The organism is Pseudonocardia sp. GCM10023141 (genome assembly GCF_042653605.1).
This window is the reverse complement of the sequence record NZ_JBHSIR010000060.1, coordinates 1-24,076: the sequence shown is the minus strand read 5'-3', so window position 1 is coordinate 24,076 and position 24,076 is coordinate 1. Positions and strand designations below refer to the sequence as shown.

The window sequence follows — 24,076 nt, the reverse complement described above, 5'->3', positions numbered from 1 at the left end:
GCTGCGGGGGAGCCGGCAGGTCTGCCGGCTCCCCCGCACCGCTCAACCCATGGAGCAAGTCATGAGTCTCACCATGACGACGTCACCGCCGCCGTCCGCCCCTGAACCGGCGCGTGTCGAGCGGTCACTGACGGCACGGATTCTGGGCCGGCCCGAGGTGGGCGCACTCGCCGCGGCCATCGCGATCTTCATCTTCTTCTTCGCCGTCGCCCCGTCGTTCCGCACGCTGCCCGCGTTCTCGACCGTGCTCTACGCGAGCTCCACCATCGGCATCGTCGCCGTGGGCGTGGCGCTGCTGATGATCGGCGGGGAGTTCGACCTCTCCGCGGGCGTCACCGTCACCACGGCCGCGCTGGCCTCGGCGATGATCAGCTACCAGTTCAGCCTGAACATGTGGGTCGGCATCATCGTCAGCTTGGCCATCGCGCTGGGCATCGGGTTCCTCAACGGGTACCTGGTGGTGCGTACCGGCATCCCGAGCTTCCTGATCACCCTGAGCACGTTCTTCGTGCTGCAGGGCATCAACCTCGGCGTCACGAAGCTGGTGACCGGCACCGTCGCCACCGCCAACGTGGACCAGCTCGACGGGTTCGCCGCGGCCAAGGCGATCTTCGCCTCCGACATCCCGCTCGGGTTCATCACGATCAAGGTGACGGTGATCTGGTGGGCGCTGTTCGTCGCGCTCGCCACCTGGATCCTGCTGCGCACCCGCACCGGCAACTGGATCTTCGCCTCCGGCGGCAACTCCGACAGCGCCCGCGCCGTCGGCGTGCCCGTGCCCAAGGTCAAGATCGGCCTGTTCATGGGGGTGTCGTTCCTGGGCTGGTTCCTCGGGATGCACCTGCTCTTCAACTTCAACAGCGTGCAGTCGGGCCTCGGCGTCGGCAACGAGTTCGTCTACATCATCGCCGCGGTCGTCGGCGGTGCCCTGCTCACCGGCGGCTACGGGTCCGCGCTGGGCTCGGCACTCGGCGCGTTCATCTTCGGCATGGTCACCCAGGGCATCGTCTACGCCGGCTGGGACCCGAACTGGTTCAAGGCCTTCCTCGGCGCGATGCTGCTGCTCGCCGTCGTGGTCAACCTGTACGTCCGCAAGTACGCGAACCAGAGGCGGTGACCCCATGACCGACACGATCGCCGAACACGCGGCACCCGACCTGCAGGCCGGCACCCCGCTCGTCCAGATGGAGAACGTGGGCAAGGCCTACGGCGCCATCCGCGCGCTGGAGGGCATCAACCTCACCGTCAACGCCGGCGAGGTGGCCTGCGTGCTGGGCGACAACGGTGCGGGCAAGTCCACGCTCATCAAGATCATTTCTGGTTTGCACCCGCACACCGAGGGCGTCCTGAAGGTCGACGACGCGGTGGTGCAGTTCGGCTCGCCGCGCGAGTCGCTCGACCACGGCATCGCCACCGTCTACCAGGACCTCGCCGTGGTGTCGCTGATGGAGGTGTGGCGCAACTTCTTCCTCGGCTCCGAGCTGCGCAAGGGCAACTACCCTCTCGCCCCGCTCGACATCAAGGCGATGCGCCGCATCGCCGACGAAGAGCTGCGCAAGATGGGCATCACCGTCAAGGACATCAACCAGCCCATCGGCACGCTCTCGGGCGGGCAGCGCCAGTGCGTCGCCATCGCCCGCGCCGTCTACTTCGGAGCGCGGGTGCTGATCCTCGACGAGCCGACCGCGGCGCTGGGCGTCAAGCAGTCCGGGGTGGTGCTCAAGTACACCGCCGCCGCCCGCGACGCCGGCCTGGGCGTCGTGTTCATCACGCACAACCCGCACCACGCCTACATGGTGGGCAACCACTTCATCATCCTCAAGCTCGGCCGCTGCGTCCTGGACAAGAAGCGTTCCGAGGTCACCCTCGAGGAGCTCACCACCCAGATGGCGGGCGGTCAGGAGCTCGAGGAACTCGCCCACGAGCTGGAGAGGAACAAGACGTGACGTTGAACGTCGGCGTGATCGGCACGGGGATGATCGGGCAGGACCACATCCGCCGGATCACCCATGTGCTGTCGGGGGCCCGCGTCGCCGCGGTGACCGATGTGGACCTCGATCGGGCCCGCACGGTGGCCGATGACCTGCCCGGTGCCGTGGTGCACGAGACCGGGCAGGCCCTCATCGCCGATGCGGGTGTCGACGCCGTGATCGTCACGTCGTGGGGCCCGACGCACGAGGAGTACGTGCTGGCCGGGATCGCCGCGGGCAAGCAGGTGTTCTGCGAGAAGCCGCTGGCCACCACGCGGGAGGCCTGCGAGCGCATCGTCGACGCCGAGGTCGCTGCCGGGCGCAGGCTGGTGATGGTCGGCTTCATGCGCCGCTACGACGCGCAGTACGGCGCCATGAAGGCGGCCGTGACCGGCGGCGCGATCGGGCTGCCGCTGCTCATGCACGCCGCGCACCGCAACCCGTCGGTGCCCGACCACTACACCAGCGACATGATCATCAACGACTCGACCGTGCACGACATCGATGTGGCCCGCTGGATGTTCGACGACGAGATCGCCGCCATCACGGTGCTGAAGCCGCGCCGCAGCACCAAGGCCCGGGAGGGCTTCAACGACCCGCTGTTCGTGCTGATGGAGATGGCGAGCGGGGTGCTCGTCGACGTCGAGGCGTCGGTGAACGCCGGGTTCGGCTACGACATCCGTGGCGAGGTCGTCTGCGAGGACGGCACCGTCGAGCTGTCGGAGAGTGCCGGCGCGATCATCAAGAGCGCCGCGCAGTTCGCCGGGCGGGTGCCGCAGAGCTGGCCGGAGCGCTTCGCTCCGGCCTTCGACACGGAGTTCCGCGCCTGGATCGCCGCCGTCACCGCGGGCGGTACCACCGGACCGAGCGCCTGGGACGGCTACGCCGCCACGGTCGCCTGCGACACGGCCGCCGCCGCGTTGCACTCCGGACAGCGTGAGCCGGTGGTGCTGCGCGAGCGTCCCGACCTCTACAAGGAGGCGTGACGCGGTGAAGGTCGCGGTCGACCCGTACATGCTGCGCACGACCCCGCTGCTGGAGCTGCCGGGGCTGGTCGCGGAGCTGGGCTACGAGCACATCGAGCTCTCCCCGCGTGATGACTTCATGCCCTTCTTCGTGCATCCGCGGGCGAACCGGGCCCAGATCACGGCCTTCAAGCGCGAGCTGGACGCGGCAGGTGTCGAGGTCGCGTCGGTGCTGCCGCTCTACAAGTGGTCGGGCCCCGACGAGGCCGAGCGCCAGGCCGCGGTGCGGTACTGGCGCCGGGCCATCCAGATCACGGTCGACCTCGGCTGCGACGTCATGAACTCCGAGCTCAACGGCCGTCCGGAGGCCGCTGCGGCGAGCGAGGCGCAGTTCTGGCGCTCGATGGAGGAGCTGCTGCCCGTCTTCGAGGCCGAGGGTGTGCGGCTGGTACTGGAACCGCACCCGGACGACTTCATGGAGGACGGCCGCGGCGCCGTCGACCTCATCCGCGGGATCGACAACGACCTCGTGTCGTTCCTCTACTGCGCGCCGCACACGTTCCACCAGGGCGGCGATCTCGCCGACGTCCTGCGCTACGCCGGACCGATGCTGACGCAGCTGCACCTGGCCGACTCGTTCGACCACACCGGCTCGTCGGGACTGCGCTACATCGTCAACCCGCCGGGATCCACCGCGCGCGTGCACCAGCACCTCGACATCGGGCAGGGCGAGGTCGACTGGGACCTGTTCTTCGCCACGCTCGCCGAGGTCGGCTTCGACGGGATCGCCACCGTCTGCGTGTTCGCGTGGGAGGACCGCGCGCGGCAGTCGCTCATCGCCAACAGGGAGAAGGTGGCCGGGTACGTGGCCAAGTACGGAGTGGGTTCATGACGGTCGACGTCGGACTGGCCGGGCTCGGCCGGATGGGGCGGATCCACGCCGACAACATCGCGCGCGGCGCCGCGACCCGGCTGGCCGCGGTCTACGACGCCGATCCCGACGTCGCGCGGACCGTTGCCGGGGAGCTCGGCGTGCCGTGGGTGGCGACGTACAAGGAGCTGCTCGACGCCGCTCCCGCCGTCGCTATCGCGACGCCCACCGGCACCCACGCCGAGATGACCGTGGCGGCCGCAGCCGCGGGCCGGCACGTGTTCTGCGAGAAGCCGATCTCGATGGACCGCGCCACCGCCGTCGACGCCATCGAGGCGACGGAACGGGCGGGGGTGGTGCTGCAGGTGGGTTTCCACCGGCGCTTCGACCCTGACTGGGTCGTGGTCGCCGAGCGCATCCACGCCGGCGAGCTGGGCGAGGTCACGCTGTTCCGCACCACGCTGCGGGACATGACGCCGCCCAACCCCGCGTTCCTCAAGAACTCCGGCGGGTTCTTCGCCGACGTCACGGTGCACGACCTCGACGTCGCCCGCTGGCTCGTGGGTGAGGTCGTCGAGGTGACGGCGCACGGCGCGGCGGCCGACCCGGCGTTCGCCGAGATCGGCGACCTCGACACCGCGGTGGTCGTGCTCCGGTTCGAGAACGGCGCGCTCGGCGTGATCGACAACAGCCGCTCGGCCCGCTACGGCTACGAGTGCTCCACCGAGGTGATGGGCACGCTCGCCACCGCCAAGGTCGACGGCGCGCACCGCCACAACTACGAGTGGCGCACCCCGGGTTGGGCGTCGCGGGACCTGCTGAGCAACTTCGGCGAGCGGCACCGGCTGGCCTACGTGGCCGAGCTGGAGGCGTTCGCCCACGCCGTGGAGACCGGCACCGCGCCGCGGGCCGGCGGGCGGGACGCGCTGGCCGCGTTCGACCTGGCCGCCGCCGCCGAGACGTCCTACCGCACCGGGCAGACCGTGACCGTTGCCACCGAGAGGAAGAACGACCAACCATGAGTGCGCAGAAGATCGCCGGAGCCCCCATCTCCTGGGGCGTCTGCGAGGTGCCCGGCTGGGGCTACCAGCTCGCTCCCGCGCGCGTGCTGGCCGAGATGACCGCGGTCGGGCTGGCCGCCACCGAGCTGGGGCCCGACGGGTTCCTCCCGGCCGACCCGGCCGCCATGGCCGCCGTGCTCACCGAGCACCACCTGCACGCGATCGGCGGCTTCGTCCCCGTCGTGCTGCACGCCTCCGATCACGACCCGCTGCCGGAGATCGAGAAGGTGCTGCAGACCTACGCGGCCACCGGCTCCGACGTGCTCGTGCTCTCGGCCGCCACCGGGCAGGACGGCTACGACGCCCGCCCCGAGCTCGACGCCGACGGCTGGCGGACGCTGCTGGCCAACCTGGACCGGCTCTCGGCGCTCGCGGCCGAGCAGGGTGTGCGCGCGGTGCTGCACCCGCACGTCGGCACGATGGTGGAGAACGGCACCGACGTGCAGAACGTGCTCGACGGCTCGGCGATCTCGCTGTGCCTCGACACCGGCCACCTGCTGATCGGCGGCACCGACCCGGCCGAGCTCACCCGGCAGGCGCCGCAGCGCATCGCGCACACGCACATCAAGGACGTCGACCTCGGGCTCGCGAGGCAGGTGCAGTCCGGGCGCCGGACCTACACCGAGGCCGTCCGCGAGGGCATGTACCGGCCGGTCGGGCACGGTGACGTCGACTTCGCCTCGATCGTCAGCGACCTGACGGCCAGCGGCTACGACGGCTGGTACGTGCTGGAGCAGGACACGATCCTCACCGAGGAGCCCGCGGGTGAGGGCCCGCTCGTCGACGTCCGGACCAGCGTGGAGCAGCTGCGCGCGATCATGGGCTCATGACCCACCCGGATCCACTGCGGATCGGCATCCTCGGCGCCGCGCGCATCGCGCGCGGCGCGATCGTCGCCCCTGCTCACGAGACCGGTGACCGCCTCGTCGCGATCGCCGCCCGCGACACCGAGCGGGCGGCCGCCTTCGCCGCTGAGCACGGTGTCGAGCGGATCGTCGCGAGCTACGCCGAGCTCGTCACCGACCCCGAGATCGACCTCGTCTACAACCCGCTGCCCAACGGGCTGCACGGGCCGTGGAACCGCCGTGCGATCGAGGCGGGCAAGGCCGTGCTGAGCGAGAAGCCGTTCGCCAGCAACGCCGAGGAGGCCCGCGAGGTGCGGGACGCTGCGGTCAAGGCCGGCGTCACGGTGGTGGAGGCGTTCCACTACGTCCACCACCCGGTGCTGCGCCGGGTGCTGGCGGTCGTCGACTCCGGCGAGATCGGCGCGCTGCGCAGCGTCGAGGCGGTGTTCGCCATCCCGGCGCCGCCCGACACGGATGTGCGCTGGTCGCTCCCGCTCGCCGGGGGCGCGCTGATGGACCTCGGCTGCTACGCGCTGCACGCCCACCGGATGCTCGCGCCGTGGGCCGGTGGAGCCCCGTCGGTCGTGTCCGCCACGGGCGCCGAACACCCGCCGCACCCCGGCGTGGACGAGTGGATCGACGCGCGGCTGGTGTTCCCGTCCGGGGTCACCGGCCGGGCCCGCTGCCACATGGGTGCGCCCGACTCGACGATCACGCTGCGGGTCACCGGCGAGCTGGGATCCGTCACGGCCAACAACTTCGTGCTGCCCCAGTACGACGACACCGTGGAGATCACGGCTGCGGCTGGCACCCGCGTCGAGCACCTGGGCACGCGCCCGAGCTACGTCTACCAGCTGGAGGCGCTGCGGGCGCACCTGCGAGACGGCGCCCCGTTCCCCGTCGACCTCGACGACGCCGTGGCGACGGCGGAGCTGATCGACGACGGGTACGTGGCGGCCGGTTTCGCCCCGCGGCCGCGCAGCGAGGTTCCGGCGACCTGAGCGCCGCCCGCCCCCGCCCCGGATGTCAGGAGGGCGTCCTTCCTGACGTCCGGGGGCGAGCGGGTGCAATGCGTCGGTGACGTTTCGGGAAAGTGACGTACACCTCACCCGAAGGTGACACGAGACGGCCCGCCGCGGCGATGATTCCTGGAGCATGAATGGCTCACACTGTGGCCGACAGCCTTTGGGAGGCGAGCAGCATGGTCAACATCTCCGTGTCATCACGATCGTTGGCCGCGGCCCGGTCGGTGGATCCCGATGTCTCGCCCGCGGCCGTCCACGCTGCCGTCGAGGCGGCACTCGCCGAGCAGATGCGCCAGCTCGGACGCGGGCGCGTCCAGCGTGCCGAGCGCCCGTCCCGGCAGGACTGACGCGCTCAGCCCAGGAAGCCTCAGCCCAGGAACCCGGCCACGACCCGCACGAACGCGGACGGATCGTCCAGCCACGGGAAGTGGCCGCCGCCGTCCTGCACCGCGACGACGGCATCCGGGAAGAACCGCGCGATCGTCGCGGCGGCCACCGGCGTCGGGCCGCTGTCCAGCTCGCCCGCGAGCACCAGCACCGGCGCGGTGAACGTCGCCACCGCCGCTGCCGTGGCGGCGGGGTCGAAGACACCCGGCGCGAAGAACTGGGCGGCGAGGTCCGGATGGGCCTGCGCGTCCTCGGCCGCCGCGTGCGCCTGCGCGACCCGGTCCCAGCGGCCGTACTGCAGCGGCGTCGTGGCCGCCCAGTGCTGCGGGGCCAGCTCACCCGCGGCCAACGCTTCCAGTCCGGCCATCGCAGCCGCGGCCCATGGCTCGTGCGCGCGGGCGGCCGCGACCGCGCGCCGATCGGCCACCGGGACGTCGACACCCAGCGCAGCGAGGTTCGGTGTGATCAGGGCCAGCGCGCCGACGCGCTCGGGGTGGCGCGCCGCGTACAGCACGGCGAGGTTCGCCGCTGCCGAGTGCGCGAGCACGTCGACCCGCTCCAGCCCGAGGTGCTCGCGGAACGCCTCGACGTCGGCCACCTGCCGGTCGCAGCGGTAGGAGGCCGGCTCGGCGGACCTGGCCGAGGCACCGGTACCCCGTGGGTCGAGGACGTGCAGGGTGCGCCGGGATCCGAGTCCGCCGAGGTCACCGAGGTAGGCGGCGTCGCGCATCGGCCCGCCGGGCAGCACCAGCAACGGCTCGCCCACACCGGTCACGCGGTAGGCGAGCATGGTCTCGTCGGCAGCGGCGAAGGTCAGCACCCCGCTGCCGGCCCGGTGGTGCCGCGCACCACCAGCCGCGGCGCGATGACGACCTCGACAGGGTCGGTCCGGTTCCCGTCGAGCCGTTCCAGCGCCAGTTCCACCGCCCGGCTCGCCTGCTCACTCGCCTCCTGGCTCACCGTCGTCAGGTTGATGTGCGCGAGGCGGGCGAGCTCGCGATCGTCGTAGCCGACCACCGAGAGCTCCTCGGGCATCCGCACGCCGGCCCGCAGGAAGACGTCGAGCAGGCCGATGGCGTTGCGGTCGTTGGCCGCGACCACGGCCGTCGGCAGCTCCCCCTCGCGCAGCAACACGCGGGCGGCCTGCGCGCCCGCCTCCTCGTCGTAGCCGCCCGGCAGGATCCGCCCCGTCGGCAGGCCGTGGCGGGCCATCGCCGCGAGGAAGCCGGCACGGCGGTCGGTGGCCATCGGGGCCGCACCGCCGTCGACGTGGACGATCCGGCGGTGCCCGAGCCCGACGAGGTGCTCCACGGCCATCCCGACGCCGTCGTCGTCGGCCACGCGCACCACGTCGAAGGTGGTGGGCTCGACGTGGCGACCGATCGTCACCAGCGTCACGCGCGCGCCGAGCTTGTCGAGCGTCGCCGCATCCAGATCCGGTGAGAGCAGCAGGATCGCCTCGCAGCGCAGGTCGAGCAGCGTCTCGGCCACCCGTTCCTCGTCGTGCACCGCCGTGATCGCGCTCAGCGCCACGGTGTAGCCGCGCGCGTCCGCCGCCAGCTGCACCTCCTCGGCCAGCTCGGCGCGGAACGCGTCGCGCAGCGCGACCGGCACACCGACGAGGTGCGTGCGGCGGCGAGCGAGCAGGCTCGCGGTGCGGTCAGCGCGGTAGCCCAGCCGGGCGGCCGACTCCAGCACCCGTTCCCGGGTCTCCGCACTCGGTCCCGCCACCCCGCGCAGCACCAGGGAGACGGATGCGGTGGACACGCCGACGTCTGCGGCGACATCCTCCAGACGCGGCCTGCGGCCCACATTTCCCCCTTGACACGAGTCGTTGCCGGACCGGATCATACTCGCCATTAAAGCGCTTTAAGAACCGGAGGGCCAACGATGGCAACCCTCGCTCCGCCCGTTGTCTACGACCCGTTCTCCGCCGCGTTCAAGGCGGACCCGTGGCCCGTCTACCAGCGGTTGCGCGCCGACGCCCCGGTCTACCGCAGCGAGAAGTGGGGCTTCTACGCCCTCTCGCGCTTCGAGGACGTGCGCGCCGCAGCCCGCGACCACGAGACGTACCTGTCCTACGAGGGCATCGACATCGACGACACCGCGAAGGACATGAGCTCGCCCGGGTTCCTGCCCGACGTCGACAACCCCCGCCACGACCAGCTGCGCCGGATCGTGCAGCGCAGCTTCATGCCGCGCACCATCGCGAAGCTGGAGGACGACGTCCGGCGCGTGATCACCGGGCTCGTGGACCGATTCGCCGACGCCGGCTACTCGGACATCGCCCAGGACCTGTCCTGGCCCATCCCCTACGCCGTGTTCTTCGACGTGCTCGGGCTGCCGACCACCGGATCCGACCGCGAGGACCTCGTCGGCTGGTCGCACGGACTCAAGGACCGCGACAACGACGACCCGCGCCTCACGCCCGTCGCCTGGGACGCCCTGCACAACACCAAGGACTACCTGGCCGCGATCCTCACCGAGCGTCGCCGCAACCCCCGCGAGGACCTGCTCTCCACGCTGGTCACGGTCGCCGTCGAGGATCACGGCGGCACCCCGTTCGCGCCGCCGGTGATCGACCGCGACGCCGAGGTCGTCGGGCTGGCCTTCGTGCTGTTCATGGCGGGCGTCGAGAGCACGTCGGCACTGCTGTCCACGGCGTTCCACCAGCTCGCGCTGCACCCCGAGCAGCGCAGCGCACTGGCCGCCGACCCGGCGCTGATCCCGGCGGCCGTCGAGGAGGCGCTGCGCTTCGACGCGCCACTGCAGGTGTCGGGCCGCACCACCACCCGCGACGTCGAACTGCACGGCGTCACGATCCCGGAGCGCAGCCGGGTCTTCCTGATCCACGGCAGCGCCAACCGCGACGAGCGCCAGTTCGACGACCCGGACCGCTTCGACGTCCGCCGGGCCCCGAAACGGCACCTGTCGTTCAGCGAGGGACTGCACGGCTGCCTCGGCGCACCGCTGGCGCGGCTCGAGGCCCGCGTCGCGCTGGAGGTCGCACTGCCCCGGCTGGGCGACTACACGATCTCCGGTCCGATCCGGCAGTACCGCAGCACGCCCAACATGCGCGTGCTCGACAGCCTCCCGATCTCCTTCAACCCGGAGGCCACGCCATGACGCTCGCACTGGAGATCGAGACCACCGCCGTCGTCGAGAGCCGCCACGACGCCGCCGACGGCGTTGTCGTGCTCACCCTGCGCGGCGAGCTGCGAGAGTGGGAACCGGGGGCGCACGTCGACGTGGTGCTGCCCGACGGATCCGCCCGCCAGTACTCGCTGTGCGGCGATCCGGCCGACCCGCACCGCTGGCGGCTCGGCGTGCTCGATGAGCCCGCGGGTCGCGGCGGGTCGCGCTACATCCACCGGGAGCTGCACCCCGGCGCATCGGTGCAGGTCCGCGGGCCGCGCAACCACTTCACCCTCTCCCCGTCGCCGCGGTACCTGTTCATCGCGGGCGGCATCGGGATCACCCCGATACTGGCGATGGTCGCCGCGGCCGAGGCCGCCGGTGCGGAGTGGGAGCTCGTCTACGGCGGGCGCAGCCGCACGTCGATGGCGTTCCTCGACGAGCTGCGCGACCCGCGCGTGGCGATCCGGCCGCAGGACGAGACCGGGTTGCTGGACCTGGACGCGCTGTTGGGCGTGCCGCGCGCCGGCACGCTCGTCTACTGCTGCGGGCCGGAGGCCCTCCTCGGCGCCGTCGAGCAGCGCTGCACCGCGTGGCCGGCCGGGTCACTGCGCGTCGAGCGCTTCACGGCCAAACCCCTGACCGAACCGGTGCTCAGCGGGTCCTTCGAGGTGGAGCTGGTGCGCAGCGGGCTCACGCTGACCGTGCCGCCCGACCGTTCGATCCTCGACGTCGCCGAGGATGCGGGCGTCGGCGTGCTCTCGTCCTGCAGCGAGGGCACCTGCGGCACCTGCGAGACACCGGTGCTCGAGGGCGAGGTCGACCACCGCGACTCGGTGCTGACCAACGCGGAACAGGCTGTCGGCGACTGCATGATGATCTGCGTCTCCCGGGCCCGGTGCCTCCGCTTGGTCCTCGACCTGTGACGCGGACACACGCCTCTGACCTGCATGAACGAGATTGACCCACATGTGGACAACCCTGTGGACAACATGATGTCGAGCGGATGGGAACGAGCTGATGGGACTGCTGGACGACCGGGTCGTACTGGTCAGTGGAGGGACCCAGGGGGTGGGCGCCGGTGTGGCCCGCGCCGCCGTCCGGGAGGGCGCAACGGTAGCGATCACCGGGCGCCGCCGGGAGATCGGTGAGAAGGCGGCCGCGGACATCGGCGCGTTCTTCGTGGCAGCCGACGTCGCCGACGTCGCGCAGGCACAGGCGTCGGTCGCGGCCGTCATCGCGGAGTTCGGACGCGTCGACGCGCTGGTCAACTCCGCGGGCCTGACGGATCGCGGCACGCTGATCGACACGACCCCGGAGCTGTTCGACCGGCACATCGCGATCAACCTCCGCGGCCCGTTCTTCCTCATGCAGTCGGTGGTGCGCGACATGCTCGGCCGCTCCGCGACCGGGTCGATCGTCAACATCATCTCCTCGTCCGAGCTGGGCGGGCAGCCGTTCCTCGCGCCGTACGTGGCCGCCAAGGCCGGCCTCGCCGGGCTCACCCGCAACGTGGCGCACGCGCACCGGTTCGACCGGATCCGGATCAACGGCCTCGACATCGGCTGGACCGAGACCGAGGGCGAGGACGCCACCCAGCGCACCTTCCACGACGCCGACGACACCTGGCTGGCGCAGGCGGCGGCGAAGGTGCCGATGGGCAAGCTCGGGCAGGTCGACGAGATCGCCGACTTCGTCGCCTTCCTGCTGTCGGACCGCAGCGGGGTCGTCACCGGCTCCGTCATCGACTGGGACCAGAACGTGCTCGGAGGGTTGGACTGATGCGCGCCGACGGACTGCGGCTGGGACTCATCGGGCTGGGCCGGATCGGCGCGTTCCACGCGCAGACCCTCGCCGACCTGGACACCGTCGACTCGCTCGTCGTGCACGACGCCGATCCCGGCGTGACCGCACTCGTTGCCGACCGCGTCGGCGCACAGGGCGTCGACTCCGTCGAGAAGCTCCTCGCGGCAGGGGTCGACGGGGTGCTCATCGCCGCCGCCACGGTCACCCATCCCGCACTGCTGCTCGCGGCGGTCGACGCCGGGCTGCCGACCTTCTGCGAGAAGCCGCTGGCGGCCGACATCACCGACGCGATCGCCGTGGCCGGCAAGGTGGCCGGCGCGCGCGTGCAGATCGGCTACCCCCGCCGCTTCGATGCCGCGTTCCTGGGCGCCAGGGCCGCCGTCGTGAACGGGGAACTGGGGGCGCTGCACACCGTGCGCTCCACCACGCTCGACCCGGCCCCGCCGCCCGCGGCCTACATCGCAGGCTCGGGCGGGCTGTTCCGCGACTGCTCGGTGCACGACTTCGACGCCGTGCGCTGGGTCACCGGCCGCGAGGTCGTCGAGGTCTACGCCGTCGGGGCCAACCGGGGTGAAGCGTTCTTCGCCGAGGTCGGCGACGTCGCGTCCGCGTCGGTGCTGCTCACGCTCGACGACGCCACGATCGGCGTGGTCTCCAACAGCCGCTACAACGCGCGCGGCTACGACGTGCGCCTCGAGGTGCACGGCGCGCTCGACAGCGTGGCCGCGGGCCTGGACGACGGGCTCCCGCTGCGCTCCACGCAGCCCGGGGTCACGTTCCCGGCCGGGCCGCCGCACGGGTTCTTCATGGACCGGCTCGCCTCGGCGTTCCGGGCCGAACTGGCCGCGTTCGTCGACGTGGTGGGCGGGGCGCCAGCGCCGTGCACGGTCGACGACGCGTTGGAGGTGGCGTGGATCGCGGAGGCCGCCACCCTGTCGCTGAAGGAGCACCGGCCGGTGCGGATCGAGGAGGTGCGGAGGGTGGGGTAGCCGCCCGCCCGCCGCCCGTTGCAGGAAAGCCACTTTGCCGCAACGACATTGCAGGAAAGTGGCTTTCCTGCAACGCGAGGGCCCCTGGTGGACGGCTCGCGCACGCCGGGTGGTCATCCTTCATGGCGCCCCGTAGGCCATGACGGGCTTCCTGCAATCCGGCGCACCTACGCCGGAACGACCAGCCGGAGCCGCCGTTCGCTCACCCCGACCGTGATGCGCTGGCCGCGCACCGCCATGAGGCGGTCGGCCTCGCCGCCGTCGGAGAAGACGACCAGCGCGTCGGAGCCGACCGTCAGCTCCAGGCGCTGCCCGCCGTCGAGCCTTCCGGACACGAGTGACGTGCCGGTGGTCGGTGACGGCCACGCCTCGCGCACGAACCAGGCGAGCGCGGCCGCACCGGGCGCGGGGAGCGGCGGCGGGTCGGCCACCGCCCGCACGAGCGACGCGCACCAGCCGGTGGCCCCGGTGCCGGTGCCGACCACCACACCCGAGCTGCTGTGCTGTTCACCGCGCCCGTCCGGCGTGCGGAGCAGGTAGCGCGCCGACTGGTGGCCGCGGTCGCCGACGAACACCTCGTTGAGCCCGAGCAACCGCTGCCCGTCATCCAGCTCCGCCACCACCGTGCAGCGCTCCTCCACCACGGCGGACCCGTCGACCGCCGCGCGCAGCGCGCTCCCCACCCCGTCGGGCCGGTGCCGGGCGAGCACCCCGACGCGCTGGGGATCCGTTCCGATCACCGGCTGGCCGTCGAGGTACTTCGCGACGTTGGCCACGAGCCCGTCCGGGCCAACCGCCACCACGACATCGCCGTCGGCGAACGGGAAGGCCGCCAGCTCCGAGCGGTCGGCCCGCCCGGTCCGCCAGGTCACCGGAACGGCCGACCGCACGATTTCCAGCGCCGCCGTCAGCGCGTCGTCCTGCGCGCGCAGCGCCGCCAGCTCGCCGGGATCGCGGTCACGCAGGAAGAACGCGACGGCTCCCGGTGTGCCGTGCCGATCCAGCAGCTCGCGATAGCCGCTGCGCCGCGTCACCACGACGACGCGCGGTTCGAGCGTGCTCACGACCCTTCCGGCCGCGCCGTCAGCTGGGTGACCAGGCCGGTCAGGACGTCCGGGGTGATCGTGAGCTGGCCGATCGACGGCAGCTTGCCGGCCAGCTCGCGCAGCGCGACGGCCCCGAGCGCAGCAGGGGGCAGGTCGCGCAGCGCAGCCAGCCGGGCCTCCTCCCCCGCCGCCTGCGCCAGGCCCATCGACCGCACGCGCTCGGCGTTGGCAACGGCCAGCACGCGGGTTCGATCGGCCTCCGCGGTGGCGGCGAGCCCGGCCCGGCCCGCTTCCGCCTCCGCGGCCACCAGCGCGGCCGCCGCGTCCAGCTCGGCGCGCCTGCGCGCGTTGACGCCGTGCTGTTCGACGAGCTGCTCCTCGCGGCGGGCGAGCTCGATCTTGCTCTGCAGCTCGTTCTCGGCGATGGCGCGCTCGCGCTCCACGGCATCGGCCCGACGCTGGTAGGTGGACCGGTCGGCGTCGGCCTGAGCGGCCTCCCGGGTCGGGGTCTGCAGGGCACGCTCCAGGTCGGGAGCGGCGCGCACCGCGAGCACGCGCACCCCGACCACCGCGACACCGAGTTCGGCGAGCCGCTCGGCCCCGTCCAGGCGGGCGGTGATCGCCGCCTGCACCGGGTCCGGGCCGGCCGCGAGCGCCGCCTGCAACGTCGTGCCGGCGAGCAGCGCGAGCACCGGCTGCTGGGCCAGCTCACCCAGCAGCGTCGCCAGCGCGTCGAGCGGGGAGCCGCGCCAGCGACCGGTGCGCGGGTCGATGCCGAAGTCGAGCCGCTGCGCCGCGAGCCCCGGCTCGGCGATGCGGTGGGTGATGCCCACCGGCACGCTCAGCTCGGCGTGGTCGATCGTGCGCGCGTGGCAGACGAGGGCGAGCTCGCGGTCGTCGCTGGGCACTTCCGACAGCACCGCCGTCCGTGGCCGGAACCGGAACGAGAGCCCGACGCCCTCGCGGCGCACCTTGCCGCCCGCACTGTGGCGGACCCAGCTCGTCGGGCCACTGCGCAGGTGGTGCAGGAACAGGGTTCGGGTGATGTCAGCCATGATGCCTCCGCTATCGTCACAGCGACGATAATTCCGGAACCTACTTCTCGTCAAGGTGACATATATGCGTGGCAACCTGTTCGCGGTGGCGGTCGACCTCGTCATCCTCACCGTCCGGGCCGACCGGCTCGCGGCGCTGCTGGTCCGACGCGGCATCCCACCCTTCCAGGGCGAGCTGGCGCTGCCCGGTGGCTTCGTGCTCCCGCACGAGGACCTGCTCGACTCGGCGCGCCGCGAGCTCGCCGAGGAGACCGGGCTGTCACTGGGCGATCACCATCTGGAACAGCTGGCAAGCTTCGCCGCTCCCGACCGGGACCCTCGCGGCCGCGTCCTGTCGGTCGGCCACCTGGCGCTGGTGCCCGACCTCCCCGACCCCGAAGCCGGCTCCGACGCCGCCGCCAGCGCCTGGCACGAGGTGGCCGCGATCGGGGCGCTCGCGTTCGACCACGGCCGGATACTCGGCGAGGGCATCGAGCGAGCGCGCGCGAAGCTCGAGTACACAACCCTCGCCGCCACGTTCTGCCCGCCCCGCTTCACCGTGGCCCAGCTGCGCCGGGTCTACGAGGCCGTGTGGGGCACCGCGCTGGACCCGCGGAACTTCCAGCGCAAGGTCACCAGCACCCCCGGCTTCCTGATCCCCACGAAGGAGATGACCAGCAGCGGGCGCGGCCGCCCGGCGCAGCTGTTCGAGCGGGGCCCGGCGACCGGCCTGCACCCACCGATGCTGCGGGATCCAGCCTGACCCTGCGGCCTCCGGATGTCAGCGCGCGCAGCCTCAGAACCGCGGGTGCTCCCCCTTGAGCCGCACCCGGGACCCGATCTCCGGGTTCGCCGAGGGTTCCACGGCGCGGCGCACCTCACCCAGCACCCACGAGCGAACGTGGCGAGCGGTGAGCACGGCGAGCGCCCGGTCGACGTCGTCGGCGGGCAGCACGGCCACCATCCCGACGCCCATGTTGAACGTCTTCTCCATCTCGGCCCGCTCGACGCGGCCCCGCGAGGCGATGAGCTTGAACACCGGCGCCGGTGTCCAGGTGTTGCGCTCGACGACGGCATCGAGGCCGGGCGGCAGCACGCGTTCCAGGTTGCGGGCCAGCCCGCCGCCGGTGATGTGCGAGAAGGTGCGCACGCTCGTCTCCGCCGCGAGGGTCAGGCAGTCGCGCGCGTAGATCGTGGTGGGGACCAGCAGCTCCTCGCCGAGCGTGTGGCCGAACTCCTCGACGTGGCCCTCCAGCGGCATCCGCGCGATGTCCAGCAGCACGTGCCGGGCCAGCGAGTAGCCGTTGGAGTGCAGGCCCGACGAGGCCATCGCCACGAGCACGTCGCCAGGGCGCACCAGGTCGGGGCGCAGCATGGCGTCGGCCTCGACGATGCCGACGCCGGTGGCCGAGATGTCGTAGCCGCCGTCCTCCATCAGGCCGGGGTGCTCGGCGGTCTCACCGCCCAGCAGCGCGCAACCGGCCTGCTGGCAACCCTCGGCGATGCCTTTGACCACCGTGGCGATCTGCTCGGGCACCACCTTGCCGACGGCGATGTAGTCCTGCAGGAACAGCGGCTCGGCGCCGCAGACGACGAGGTCGTCGACGACCATCGCGACCAGGTCGAGCCCGATCGTGTCGTGCTTGTCGAGCGCCTGCGCGATCGCGACCTTGGTGCCGACGCCGTCGGTGGACGCGGCGAGCACCGGCTCCTTGTACTTGCCGAACTTGAGCGCGAACAGCCCGGCGAAGCCGCCGATACCGCCCATCACCTCGGGCCGGGTGGCCTTCTCCGCGAACGGGCGCAGAGCATCGACGGCGCGCTCGCCCGCCTCGATGTCGACCCCGGCGGAGGAGTAGCTGGCGCCGGACCCCTCAGATCCGGGCGTGTGCGGCGACATGGTCGGTCTCGCTCCTGGCGGGTGTCTGGCGACGCGCTGCTGCGCCGCCGCTGGTCGGGTACGCGGGGAAGTGACGCGGGTTCAGGGCCGCGCCACGGCGTCGGCGGCGCCGTAGGTGGCGAACAGGGCCTCTGCCCGATCGGCGGGCAGGACCGGTTCGAGCTCCGGCTCGGCCGTAGCGGTGGTGGCCGCCCGGTCGAGTGGGGGCCGGTCGATCGGGGTCACCGAGAGCTTCTCGAGCAGGTGCTTGCCGAGCCGGGCCTCGTCGGGCAGCGCGATCGGGTACTCGCCGTCGAAGCAGGCGGCGCAGAGTCGCGAACGCGGCTGCTCGGTGGCGGCGATGAGCCCTTCGAGGGAGATGTAGCCCAGCGAGTCGGACCCGATGGCCCGCCGCACGCCCTCGGCGTCGACACCGCTGGCCACGAGCTCGGCCCTGGTCGCGAAGTCGATGCCGTAGAAGCACGGCCACTTGACGGGCGGCGACGCGATGCGCACATGCACCTCGAGTGCGCCTGCCTCCCGCAGCATGCGCACCAGTGCGCGCTGCGTGTTGCCCCGCACGATCGAGTCGTCGACGACGACGAGCCGCTTGCCGCGGATGACGTCGCGCAGCGGGTTGAGCTTGAGGCGGATGCCGAGCTGTCGGATGGTCTGGCTCGGCTGGATGAACGTGCGCCCCACGTACTGGTTCTTGACCAGGCCCTGGCCGTAGGGGATGCCGGAACCCTGCGCGTAGCCGATGGCGGCGGGTGTGCCCGACTCGGGAACCGGGATCACCAGATCGGCCTCGACCGGGAACTCGTCGGCGAGCCGCCTGCCGATCTCGACGCGGGCCGCGTGCACCGAACGTCCGGAGATCGTGGTGTCGGGGCGGGCGAGGTAGACGTACTCGAACACGCAGCCCTTGGGCTCGGGTGCGGCGAAGCGGGAGCTGCGCAGGCCGTTGGCGTCGATCGCGAGCAACTCACCGGGCTCGACCTCGCGCACCATCGAGGCGCCGACGATGTCGAGCGCCGCGGTCTCGCTCGCGATGACCCAGCCGCGCTCAAGGCGGCCCAGCACGAGCGGGCGCACCCCGTGGGGATCGCGGGCCGCGTAGAGCGTCTGCTCGTCGGCGAACACGAGCGAGTACCCGCCGCGGACCCGGGGCAGCAGCCGCATGGCCGCTTCCTCGACCCCGATGTCGGCGGCGGTGGCGGCCAGCAGCTCGGTGATGAGGTCGGAGTCGGTGCTGGACTCCATCCGGGCCCGACCGGCCGAGGACGTGCTCCGACCCAACGCGGCCACCTCGTCGCGCAGCTCGGCGGTGTTGACGAGGTTGCCGTTGTGGCCCAGCGCGATGCCACTGCCGGCCGCCGTGGTGCGGAACGTGGGCTGCGCGTTCTCCCACGTGACGCCGCCGGTGGTGGAGTACCGGCAGTGCCCGACGGCGATGTGCCCCTTGAGCGAGGACAGCGTCTGCTCGTCGAACACCTGGCTGACCAGCCCGAGGTCCTTGAAGACCACCATGCGACGGCCGTCGGACACGGCGATGCCGGCCGCCTCCTGGCCGCGGTGCTGCAGCGCGTAGAGGCCGTAGTAGGTGAGGTTGGCGACGTCCTCGCCCGGTGCCCAGACCCCGAACACACCGCATTCCTCACCGGGTGCGGCATCGGGTGCGAGCGGATCGAGAGCGAGAGGATCAGCTGCCAACGGATCGATGGCTAGCGGATCGGCGGAGTCCGGGTGCAGGTCGGTGACGGGGTGGCGGCTGTTCCGAGAGGAACTCGGGCGCACAACAACGCTCCTAGCGCAGGCGGCAACACTCGACGATCGGTTTCCGTGCAGGCTGACTCAGTGGTCGATGCTACGCCGGTAAAGCTCCGGGACCCACTCTCCGGGACCAGCGTCACCGAACCACCGCCCCTGACCGGTGTCGCACCCGAGCGCGGACAGCCGCTCCGCCTGGACGATCGTCTCCACCCATTCGGCCGTGACCTCGAGGCCGAGGGCGTGGGCCATCTCCACCAGCGCCTTGACGATCGACGAGTCGACGGGGTCGGCGACAGGGTGGCGCAGACCGTCGATGAACGAGCCGTCGATCTTCAGCGTGTGCACCGGCAACCTGCGCAGCCAGGCAAGGCTCGAATATCCGGTGCCGAAGTCGTCGAGTGCCAACCGGACGCCGACGTCGCGCAGCGAGGTGAGCGCGTCGAGTGCGGTGGCCTCGTCACCGAGCACCGCCTGCTCGGTGATCTCCAGCTGCAGGCGGTCAGGCGGAAGCCCGGTGGCGGCCAGCACATCCGTGACCTCGCGCACCCAGCCGGGCTCGGCGAGCTGCAGGGGCGACACGTTGACGCTCACGTAGGGCGAGGCCGGGCCCAACTGCTGCCACCATGCGGTGGCCTGCGCGCACGCCACCTCGAGCACCCAGCGGCCCAGCGCGACGATGGCGCCGCTGTGCTCGGCCAGCTCGATGAACCGGCCGGGGCCGATCAGGCCCTGCACCGGGTGCTGCCAGCGGATCAGCGCCTCGACGCCCTGGAGCCTGCCGTCGGACAGGCTGACGAGGGGCTGGTAGGCGAGGCGGAACTCGCCCCGGTCGATGGCCCCGCGCAACCCGGAGAGCAGCTCGAACCGCGCCGCCTCACCCGCGTCGCGCTCGTGGTCGAACACCACCCTGCGAGCGCCACCGAGCGCCTTCGCCCACGAGCGTGCGATGTCGGCGGCGCGGAGCAGCTCGGCGGCGCTGCTGCGCGCCACCTCCGCCTCCGCGACCCCGATGCTGGCCGTGACCGACACCGAGTGCCCGCCGATGTCGAACGGCGTGGCGAGCGCGGCCTGCACCCGATCGGCGATGCGGCAGACCTCGCCCGCGCTCTCCGGATCACCCACCAGCACCGTGAACTCGTCGCTTCCCGTACGGGTGACGAGGTGGTCGCCCGCGGCGAGCTGCAGGCGACCGACCACGCCGAGCAGCAGCCGGTCGCCGACCTGCCCACCCAGCGTGTCGTTGATGCTGTGGAAGCCGTCCAGGTCGATCGCGCAGATCCCGATCCGCGTGGCTTCTCCGGCGAACGCGCGGTGTAGCCACTGGTCGGTGAGGGCCTGGCTCGGCAGCCGGGTGAGCTGGTCGAGGCTCGTGGCCTGCTGCAGCCGTGACCGCAGCCGGTGCCGCTCGGAAACGTCCTCGACGAGCGCCATGATGTGGGACGCCGTGCCGTCCTCGGACCGCACGAGCGACGTGGCCACGTGCGCCCAGAGCACCACCGAGTCGGGCCGCACCAGCCGCACCTCGAGGCGCATCACGTCCGGCTCCCCGACGATGAGCCTGCGGTGGCGCTCGATCACGTCGGCGAGGTCGTCGGGGTGGATGAAGTCCGACACCGGGCGCGGCTCGTCGAGCGGCTCGGTGATGCCGAACATCCGGCTCAGCGCCGGGTTGGCGTCGAGCAGGTACCCGTCGAGCGAGCAGATGCAGATGCCGACGCCGGCATGGTCGTAGACCGCGCGATAGTGCAGGTCACGCACGGTGAATCCGCGTGACGCCCCGTCGAGGCCGTGCTCCGGCTTCCGGCCCCGCGCCTCGCCGCCCTGGCTGTGCAGTGCGCGCGCGAAACCTGCGGCCACCTCGTCGAGAGCCATCGCCACCCGTCGTTCCCCGTCCGGGCCGGCGATCCCGAACGCGGCCGGACCCTCCTTGCGCAGCAGGCCAAGGCTGAGTGGCAGGGCGTCCTCCGCGTCGACGGTCGGCGAGCCCGTATCACCGCACAGGCCGCTCGCCAGCAGCTCGGCCCCGAGGTCGCGGGCGGCGAGCGGCCAGAACGGCTCGGACACCACGATGGCGGCCAGCCGGCGCAGCAGGGTGCTGAGCCTCCCGATCATCGACGGGTCACCGGCCGGGGCGAGGGCGGCCCAGCGCACGGCGAGCCGGGCGAGGCGATCAGCCGCGGCCGCGCGCTCTCCGACGATCCCGCCCACCGACCCGACGGGCTGTCGCCCTGAAGGCTCGGTCAGACTGCGCGGAGCAACCAACGCTGCCTCATCCTGTCGCCCGTTCGGTGCGGATGGGCCCTGTTCGGACCAAGTTTCCGTCTCCGCGAGTGTTTACGCCACCACGAGGTGTGGGTGTTCACCCTCCAACCGGAAGCCGCCTCATGACGCGGTCAGCCCAACGGCAGCAGCCGCGCGATCTCGCCGGTGCGGCTGCCGGATGCGGCGAGTCGCCCAGTGCGGAGCGCTCCCTCCCAGCTCAGCTGCCCGGTGACGAGCGCGAGCCAGGTACGGGGGTCGGCCTCGACGACGTTCGGAGGGGTGCCTCGTCCGTGGTGGAGACCGCTGACGCATTGAACCGCACCGAAGGGCGGAACGCGAACCTCGACGCTGCGGCCCGGGGCCGCCTCGACGAGTGCGGCAAGGCTTTCCTTCACGGCCGCACGCAGCACCGATCGGTCCGGCTCGGGACCTCCGGTCAGCCAGGCGACCACAGCTTCGATCCCCGGCTCGCTCGTGGGGGTGTGACTCTGCTCGGACACCACACCGACGGTAACGCAGAGTGGACTACCTGTCCCTTAGGCCAGGTGGTCCTTACGCCATGTGCCGCAACAGCTCAGCCGAACAGCGCTGGCAGGGTTGCCTCCCAGGCCATGCGCACCTCGTCCAGGGGAAGTGCGGGAATGCCGCCGATCGCCAGCTCCGAGCCGCCGGTGACGCCGATGGTGGTGGCGGGAACACCGGCCGATCCGGCCAGCGCGAGCACCGCGTCGGCCTGATCCGGTGCGACCGTCACGAGCACGCGGCCCGCGGATTCGGAGAACAGCGCCACGAACGGGTCGAGGGCGGGTGGCAGCGTGACCTCGGCACCGTGGCCGCCGACGAGGCAGGCCTCGACGAGCGCCTGGGCGAGGCCGCCGTCGGACAGGTCGTGAGCACCGGTGAGCAGCTCGCTCGCCGCAGCGGCTGCGAGCAGCCCACCGAGGCGCTGCTCCCCCGCGAGGTCGACGGCGGGCGGGCGACCGCCGAGGTGACCGTGCACGACATGGGCCCACTCGCTGCCACCCAGCTCGTCGCGCGTGTCGCCGAGCAGGATCACGGTGTCGCCCGCGGCGGTGAATCCCGAGCGCACCCGCTTGGCGACGTCGTCGAGCACCCCGAGCACACCGATCACGGGTGTCGGGAGGATTGCGGTGGCCCCGGTCTGGTTGTAAAAGCTGACGTTGCCGCCGGTGACCGGGATGCCCAGCTGCGCACAGCCGTCGGCGATGCCGTGCACGGCCTGCTCGAACTGCCACATGACGTGGGGATCTTCCGGCGAGCCGAAGTTCAGGCAGTCGGTGACGGCGGTGGGCACGGCCCCCGACGTGGCGACGTTGCGGTAGGCCTCGGCGAGCGCGAGCTGCGCACCGACGTACGGGTCCAGCGCGACGAACCGCGCGTTGCAGTCGGTGGCGACGGCGACGCCACGACCGGTCTCCTCGTCGATGCGCACGACGCCGGAGTCGGCCGGCTGCGCCGAAGCGGTATTGCCGCGGACGTAGCGGTCGTACTGGTCGGTGACCCAAGCGCGGCTGCACAGGTTCGGCGACGCCGCCATCGCGACGATCGTGTCGCGCAGCTCGGAGGGCGCGGCGGGCCGGGGCAGGGCGTCGGGCCCGTCGGCCACCAGCACGTCCTGTGTCGCGGAACGCTCGACCGGGCGCCGGTAGACCGGACCGTCGTGCGCGACGGTGCGCGGCGGCACGTCCACGACGGTCTCGCCGTGCCAGGTGATCACGAGGTTGTCGCCGTCGGTGACCTCACCGATCACCGACGCGAGCGTGTCCCACTTGCGGCAGACGGCCATGAACGCGTCGACGTCCTCGGGCCGCACGACCGCGCACATCCGCTCCTGCGACTCGCTGGAGAGGATCTCGGCCGGGGTCATCCCGGTGGCGCGCAGCGGCACGGCATCGAGATCGATCCGCATGCCACCGTCGCCGGCGCTCGCCAGCTCGGACGTGGCGCAGGACAGACCCGCACCACCGAGGTCCTGGATGCCCACGACGATGCCGGCGTGATAGAGCTCGAGGCAGCACTCGATGAGCACCTTCTCGGTGAACGGGTCGCCCACCTGCACCGCGGGGAGCTTCTTGTTGCCGCCGCCGCCCGCGTCACCCGCGAACGTCTCCGACGCCAGCACCGAGACGCCGCCGATGCCGTCGAGACCGGTGCGCGCACCGAACAGGATGATCTGGTTGCCGGCACCCGACGCGAAGGCCAGGTGCAGGTCCTCCACCCGCATCGACCCGATGCACAGCGCGTTGACCAGCGGGTTTCCGGCGTATCCGGCATCGAAGACCACCTCGCCGCCGATGTTGGGCAGGCCGAGCGAGTTGCCGTAGCCACCGACGCCGGCGACGACGCCGGGCAGCACCCGGCGGGTGTCGGGTGCATCGGCGGGGCCGAATCGCAGCGGGTCGGCGACGGCGACGGGCCGCGCCCCCATCGCCATGATGTCGCGCACGATGCCGCCCACGCCGGTGGCCGCGCCCTGGTAGGGCTCCACGTAGGACGGGTGGTTGTGCGACTCGACCTTGAACGTGACCGCCCAGCCGTCGCCGATCTCGACGACGCCGGCGTTCTCACCGATCCCGGCGAGCATCTTCTCGCGCATCTCCGGCGTGGTGGTCTCACCGAAGTAGCCCAGGTGCACCTTCGAGGACTTGTACGAGCAGTGCTCGCTCCACATCACCGAGTACATCGCCAGCTCGGCGTCGGTGGGACGGCGGCCGAGGATCTCCCGGATGCGCGTGTACTCGTCGTCCTTGAGACCCAGCTCACGGTAGGGCTGGGGCTGGTCCGGGGTCTGCGCGGCGCGCTCGACCGTGTCGGTGGCGTGCACGGCTGCGGAAAGGGACGTCACAGCTGTTCAGCCTACGGAACGGGGTGGTGTGGCCCGCGGCACGCACCCCCGTGGTGGCCTCCTGCCATCACGGGACCCGGGGCACCGGCGCTCAGAGGGTGTTGTCGAACCCGGTGGTGTGACGGCGTGGCAGCTTTGGTAGCTGCAGGTGGTCGTTGATCA

The 24,076-nt window shown here is 72.0% G+C and carries 22 protein-coding genes; 13 read left to right on the top strand and 9 right to left on the bottom strand.

All coding sequences use genetic code 11. The annotated features are described in order from the left end of the window. Positions 1-61 precede the first annotated feature (61 nt). From ACFPFQ_RS33930 to ACFPFQ_RS33895, 8 genes are all read left to right on the top strand, one after another. Positions 62-1,117, top strand: coding sequence for an ABC transporter permease (locus tag ACFPFQ_RS33930; protein ID WP_379626292.1), 1,056 nt, complete (start codon positions 62-64; stop codon positions 1,115-1,117). A gap of 4 nt (positions 1,118-1,121) precedes the next feature. Continuing rightward, positions 1,122-1,946 (top strand): ATP-binding cassette domain-containing protein, encoded by an 825-nt coding sequence (locus tag ACFPFQ_RS33925; protein ID WP_379626290.1) that lies wholly within the window; start codon positions 1,122-1,124, stop codon positions 1,944-1,946. Next, positions 1,943-2,956: a Gfo/Idh/MocA family oxidoreductase gene (locus tag ACFPFQ_RS33920; protein ID WP_379626288.1), complete on the top strand. Its 1,014-nt coding sequence runs from the start codon at positions 1,943-1,945 to the stop codon at positions 2,954-2,956. The genes ACFPFQ_RS33925 and ACFPFQ_RS33920 overlap by 4 nt, the downstream gene beginning before the upstream one ends. A 4-nt stretch (positions 2,957-2,960) precedes the next feature. Next, the gene (locus ACFPFQ_RS33915; RefSeq protein WP_379626286.1) at positions 2,961-3,827 is read left to right on the top strand and encodes a sugar phosphate isomerase/epimerase family protein; all 867 of its coding nucleotides are present in this window, start codon (positions 2,961-2,963) and stop codon (positions 3,825-3,827) included. Beyond that, positions 3,824-4,828: a Gfo/Idh/MocA family oxidoreductase gene (locus tag ACFPFQ_RS33910; RefSeq protein ID WP_379626284.1), complete on the top strand. Its 1,005-nt coding sequence runs from the start codon at positions 3,824-3,826 to the stop codon at positions 4,826-4,828. The genes ACFPFQ_RS33915 and ACFPFQ_RS33910 overlap by 4 nt, the downstream gene beginning before the upstream one ends. Further along, positions 4,825-5,697: a sugar phosphate isomerase/epimerase family protein gene (locus ACFPFQ_RS33905; protein WP_379626282.1), complete on the top strand. Its 873-nt coding sequence runs from the start codon at positions 4,825-4,827 to the stop codon at positions 5,695-5,697. The genes ACFPFQ_RS33910 and ACFPFQ_RS33905 overlap by 4 nt, the downstream gene beginning before the upstream one ends. Next, positions 5,694-6,713: a Gfo/Idh/MocA family protein gene (locus ACFPFQ_RS33900; protein ID WP_379626280.1), complete on the top strand. Its 1,020-nt coding sequence runs from the start codon at positions 5,694-5,696 to the stop codon at positions 6,711-6,713. The genes ACFPFQ_RS33905 and ACFPFQ_RS33900 overlap by 4 nt, the downstream gene beginning before the upstream one ends. Positions 6,714-6,871: 158 nt before the next feature. Beyond that, a complete protein-coding gene (locus tag ACFPFQ_RS33895) occupies positions 6,872-7,084 on the top strand; it encodes a hypothetical protein (RefSeq protein WP_379626278.1) in 213 nt (70 codons plus the stop codon). 20 nt (positions 7,085-7,104) lie between these two features. Here the strand turns inward: ACFPFQ_RS33895 and ACFPFQ_RS33890 are convergent, their stop codons facing one another. Next, entirely contained in the window at positions 7,105-7,944 is an 840-nt protein-coding gene (locus tag ACFPFQ_RS33890) for an alpha/beta fold hydrolase (protein ID WP_379626276.1), read from the bottom strand. Continuing rightward, complete coding sequence (locus ACFPFQ_RS33885; RefSeq protein WP_379626469.1) at positions 7,938-8,975, bottom strand: LacI family DNA-binding transcriptional regulator; 1,038 nt, start codon at positions 8,973-8,975, stop codon at positions 7,938-7,940. Before ACFPFQ_RS33885 ends, ACFPFQ_RS33890 begins: the two co-directional genes overlap by 7 nt. Before the next feature lie 39 nt (positions 8,976-9,014). Between ACFPFQ_RS33885 and ACFPFQ_RS33880 the strand changes: the two genes are divergently transcribed. The 4 genes from ACFPFQ_RS33880 (at position 9,015) to ACFPFQ_RS33865 (ending at position 13,054) form a co-directional block, all read left to right on the top strand. Continuing rightward, entirely contained in the window at positions 9,015-10,250 is a 1,236-nt protein-coding gene (locus tag ACFPFQ_RS33880; protein ID WP_379626274.1) for a cytochrome P450, read from the top strand. Further along, positions 10,247-11,185, top strand: a complete 939-nt coding sequence (locus ACFPFQ_RS33875) for a PDR/VanB family oxidoreductase (RefSeq protein WP_379626272.1) — start codon at positions 10,247-10,249, stop codon at positions 11,183-11,185. Before ACFPFQ_RS33880 ends, ACFPFQ_RS33875 begins: the two co-directional genes overlap by 4 nt. Positions 11,186-11,279: 94 nt before the next feature. Beyond that, positions 11,280-12,041: an SDR family oxidoreductase gene (locus ACFPFQ_RS33870; RefSeq protein ID WP_379626270.1), complete on the top strand. Its 762-nt coding sequence runs from the start codon at positions 11,280-11,282 to the stop codon at positions 12,039-12,041. A gap of 14 nt (positions 12,042-12,055) precedes the next feature. Beyond that, positions 12,056-13,054: a Gfo/Idh/MocA family oxidoreductase gene (locus ACFPFQ_RS33865; RefSeq protein WP_379626467.1), complete on the top strand. Its 999-nt coding sequence runs from the start codon at positions 12,056-12,058 to the stop codon at positions 13,052-13,054. 167 nt (positions 13,055-13,221) lie between these two features. On the opposite strand, the gene ACFPFQ_RS33860 is transcribed toward ACFPFQ_RS33865, so the two are convergent. Together ACFPFQ_RS33860 and ACFPFQ_RS33855 are read right to left on the bottom strand one after the other, a co-directional pair. Further along, entirely contained in the window at positions 13,222-14,118 is an 897-nt protein-coding gene (locus tag ACFPFQ_RS33860) for a hypothetical protein (protein ID WP_379626268.1), read from the bottom strand. After that, complete coding sequence (locus tag ACFPFQ_RS33855; protein WP_379626266.1) at positions 14,115-15,155, bottom strand: SPFH domain-containing protein; 1,041 nt, start codon at positions 15,153-15,155, stop codon at positions 14,115-14,117. Before ACFPFQ_RS33855 ends, ACFPFQ_RS33860 begins: the two co-directional genes overlap by 4 nt. A gap of 64 nt (positions 15,156-15,219) precedes the next feature. On the opposite strand from ACFPFQ_RS33855, the gene ACFPFQ_RS33850 reads away from it, so the two are divergent. Continuing rightward, on the top strand, positions 15,220-15,897 hold the full coding sequence (locus tag ACFPFQ_RS33850) for an NUDIX hydrolase (protein ID WP_379626264.1): 678 nt from the start codon (positions 15,220-15,222) through the stop codon (positions 15,895-15,897). A 33-nt stretch (positions 15,898-15,930) separates the two neighbouring features. Here the strand turns inward: ACFPFQ_RS33850 and purM are convergent, their stop codons facing one another. From purM to purL, 5 genes are all read right to left on the bottom strand, one after another. Beyond that, positions 15,931-17,034 carry a phosphoribosylformylglycinamidine cyclo-ligase gene (gene purM, locus ACFPFQ_RS33845; RefSeq protein ID WP_379626262.1) on the bottom strand — a complete coding sequence of 368 codons (1,104 nt, stop codon included), beginning with the start codon at positions 17,032-17,034 and terminating at the stop codon, positions 15,931-15,933. Positions 17,035-17,115: 81 nt separating this feature from the next. Next, positions 17,116-18,726 (bottom strand): amidophosphoribosyltransferase, encoded by a 1,611-nt coding sequence (purF, locus tag ACFPFQ_RS33840; protein WP_379626260.1) that lies wholly within the window; start codon positions 18,724-18,726, stop codon positions 17,116-17,118. A 141-nt stretch (positions 18,727-18,867) separates the two neighbouring features. Next, entirely contained in the window at positions 18,868-20,994 is a 2,127-nt protein-coding gene (locus ACFPFQ_RS33835; protein WP_379626258.1) for a putative bifunctional diguanylate cyclase/phosphodiesterase, read from the bottom strand. A 185-nt stretch (positions 20,995-21,179) separates the two neighbouring features. After that, positions 21,180-21,551 carry a sterol carrier family protein gene (locus ACFPFQ_RS33830; protein WP_379626256.1) on the bottom strand — a complete coding sequence of 124 codons (372 nt, stop codon included), beginning with the start codon at positions 21,549-21,551 and terminating at the stop codon, positions 21,180-21,182. A 71-nt stretch (positions 21,552-21,622) separates the two neighbouring features. Further along, positions 21,623-23,914, bottom strand: coding sequence for a phosphoribosylformylglycinamidine synthase subunit PurL (purL, locus tag ACFPFQ_RS33825; RefSeq protein ID WP_379626254.1), 2,292 nt, complete (start codon positions 23,912-23,914; stop codon positions 21,623-21,625). Between the last annotated feature and the right edge of the window lie 162 nt (positions 23,915-24,076).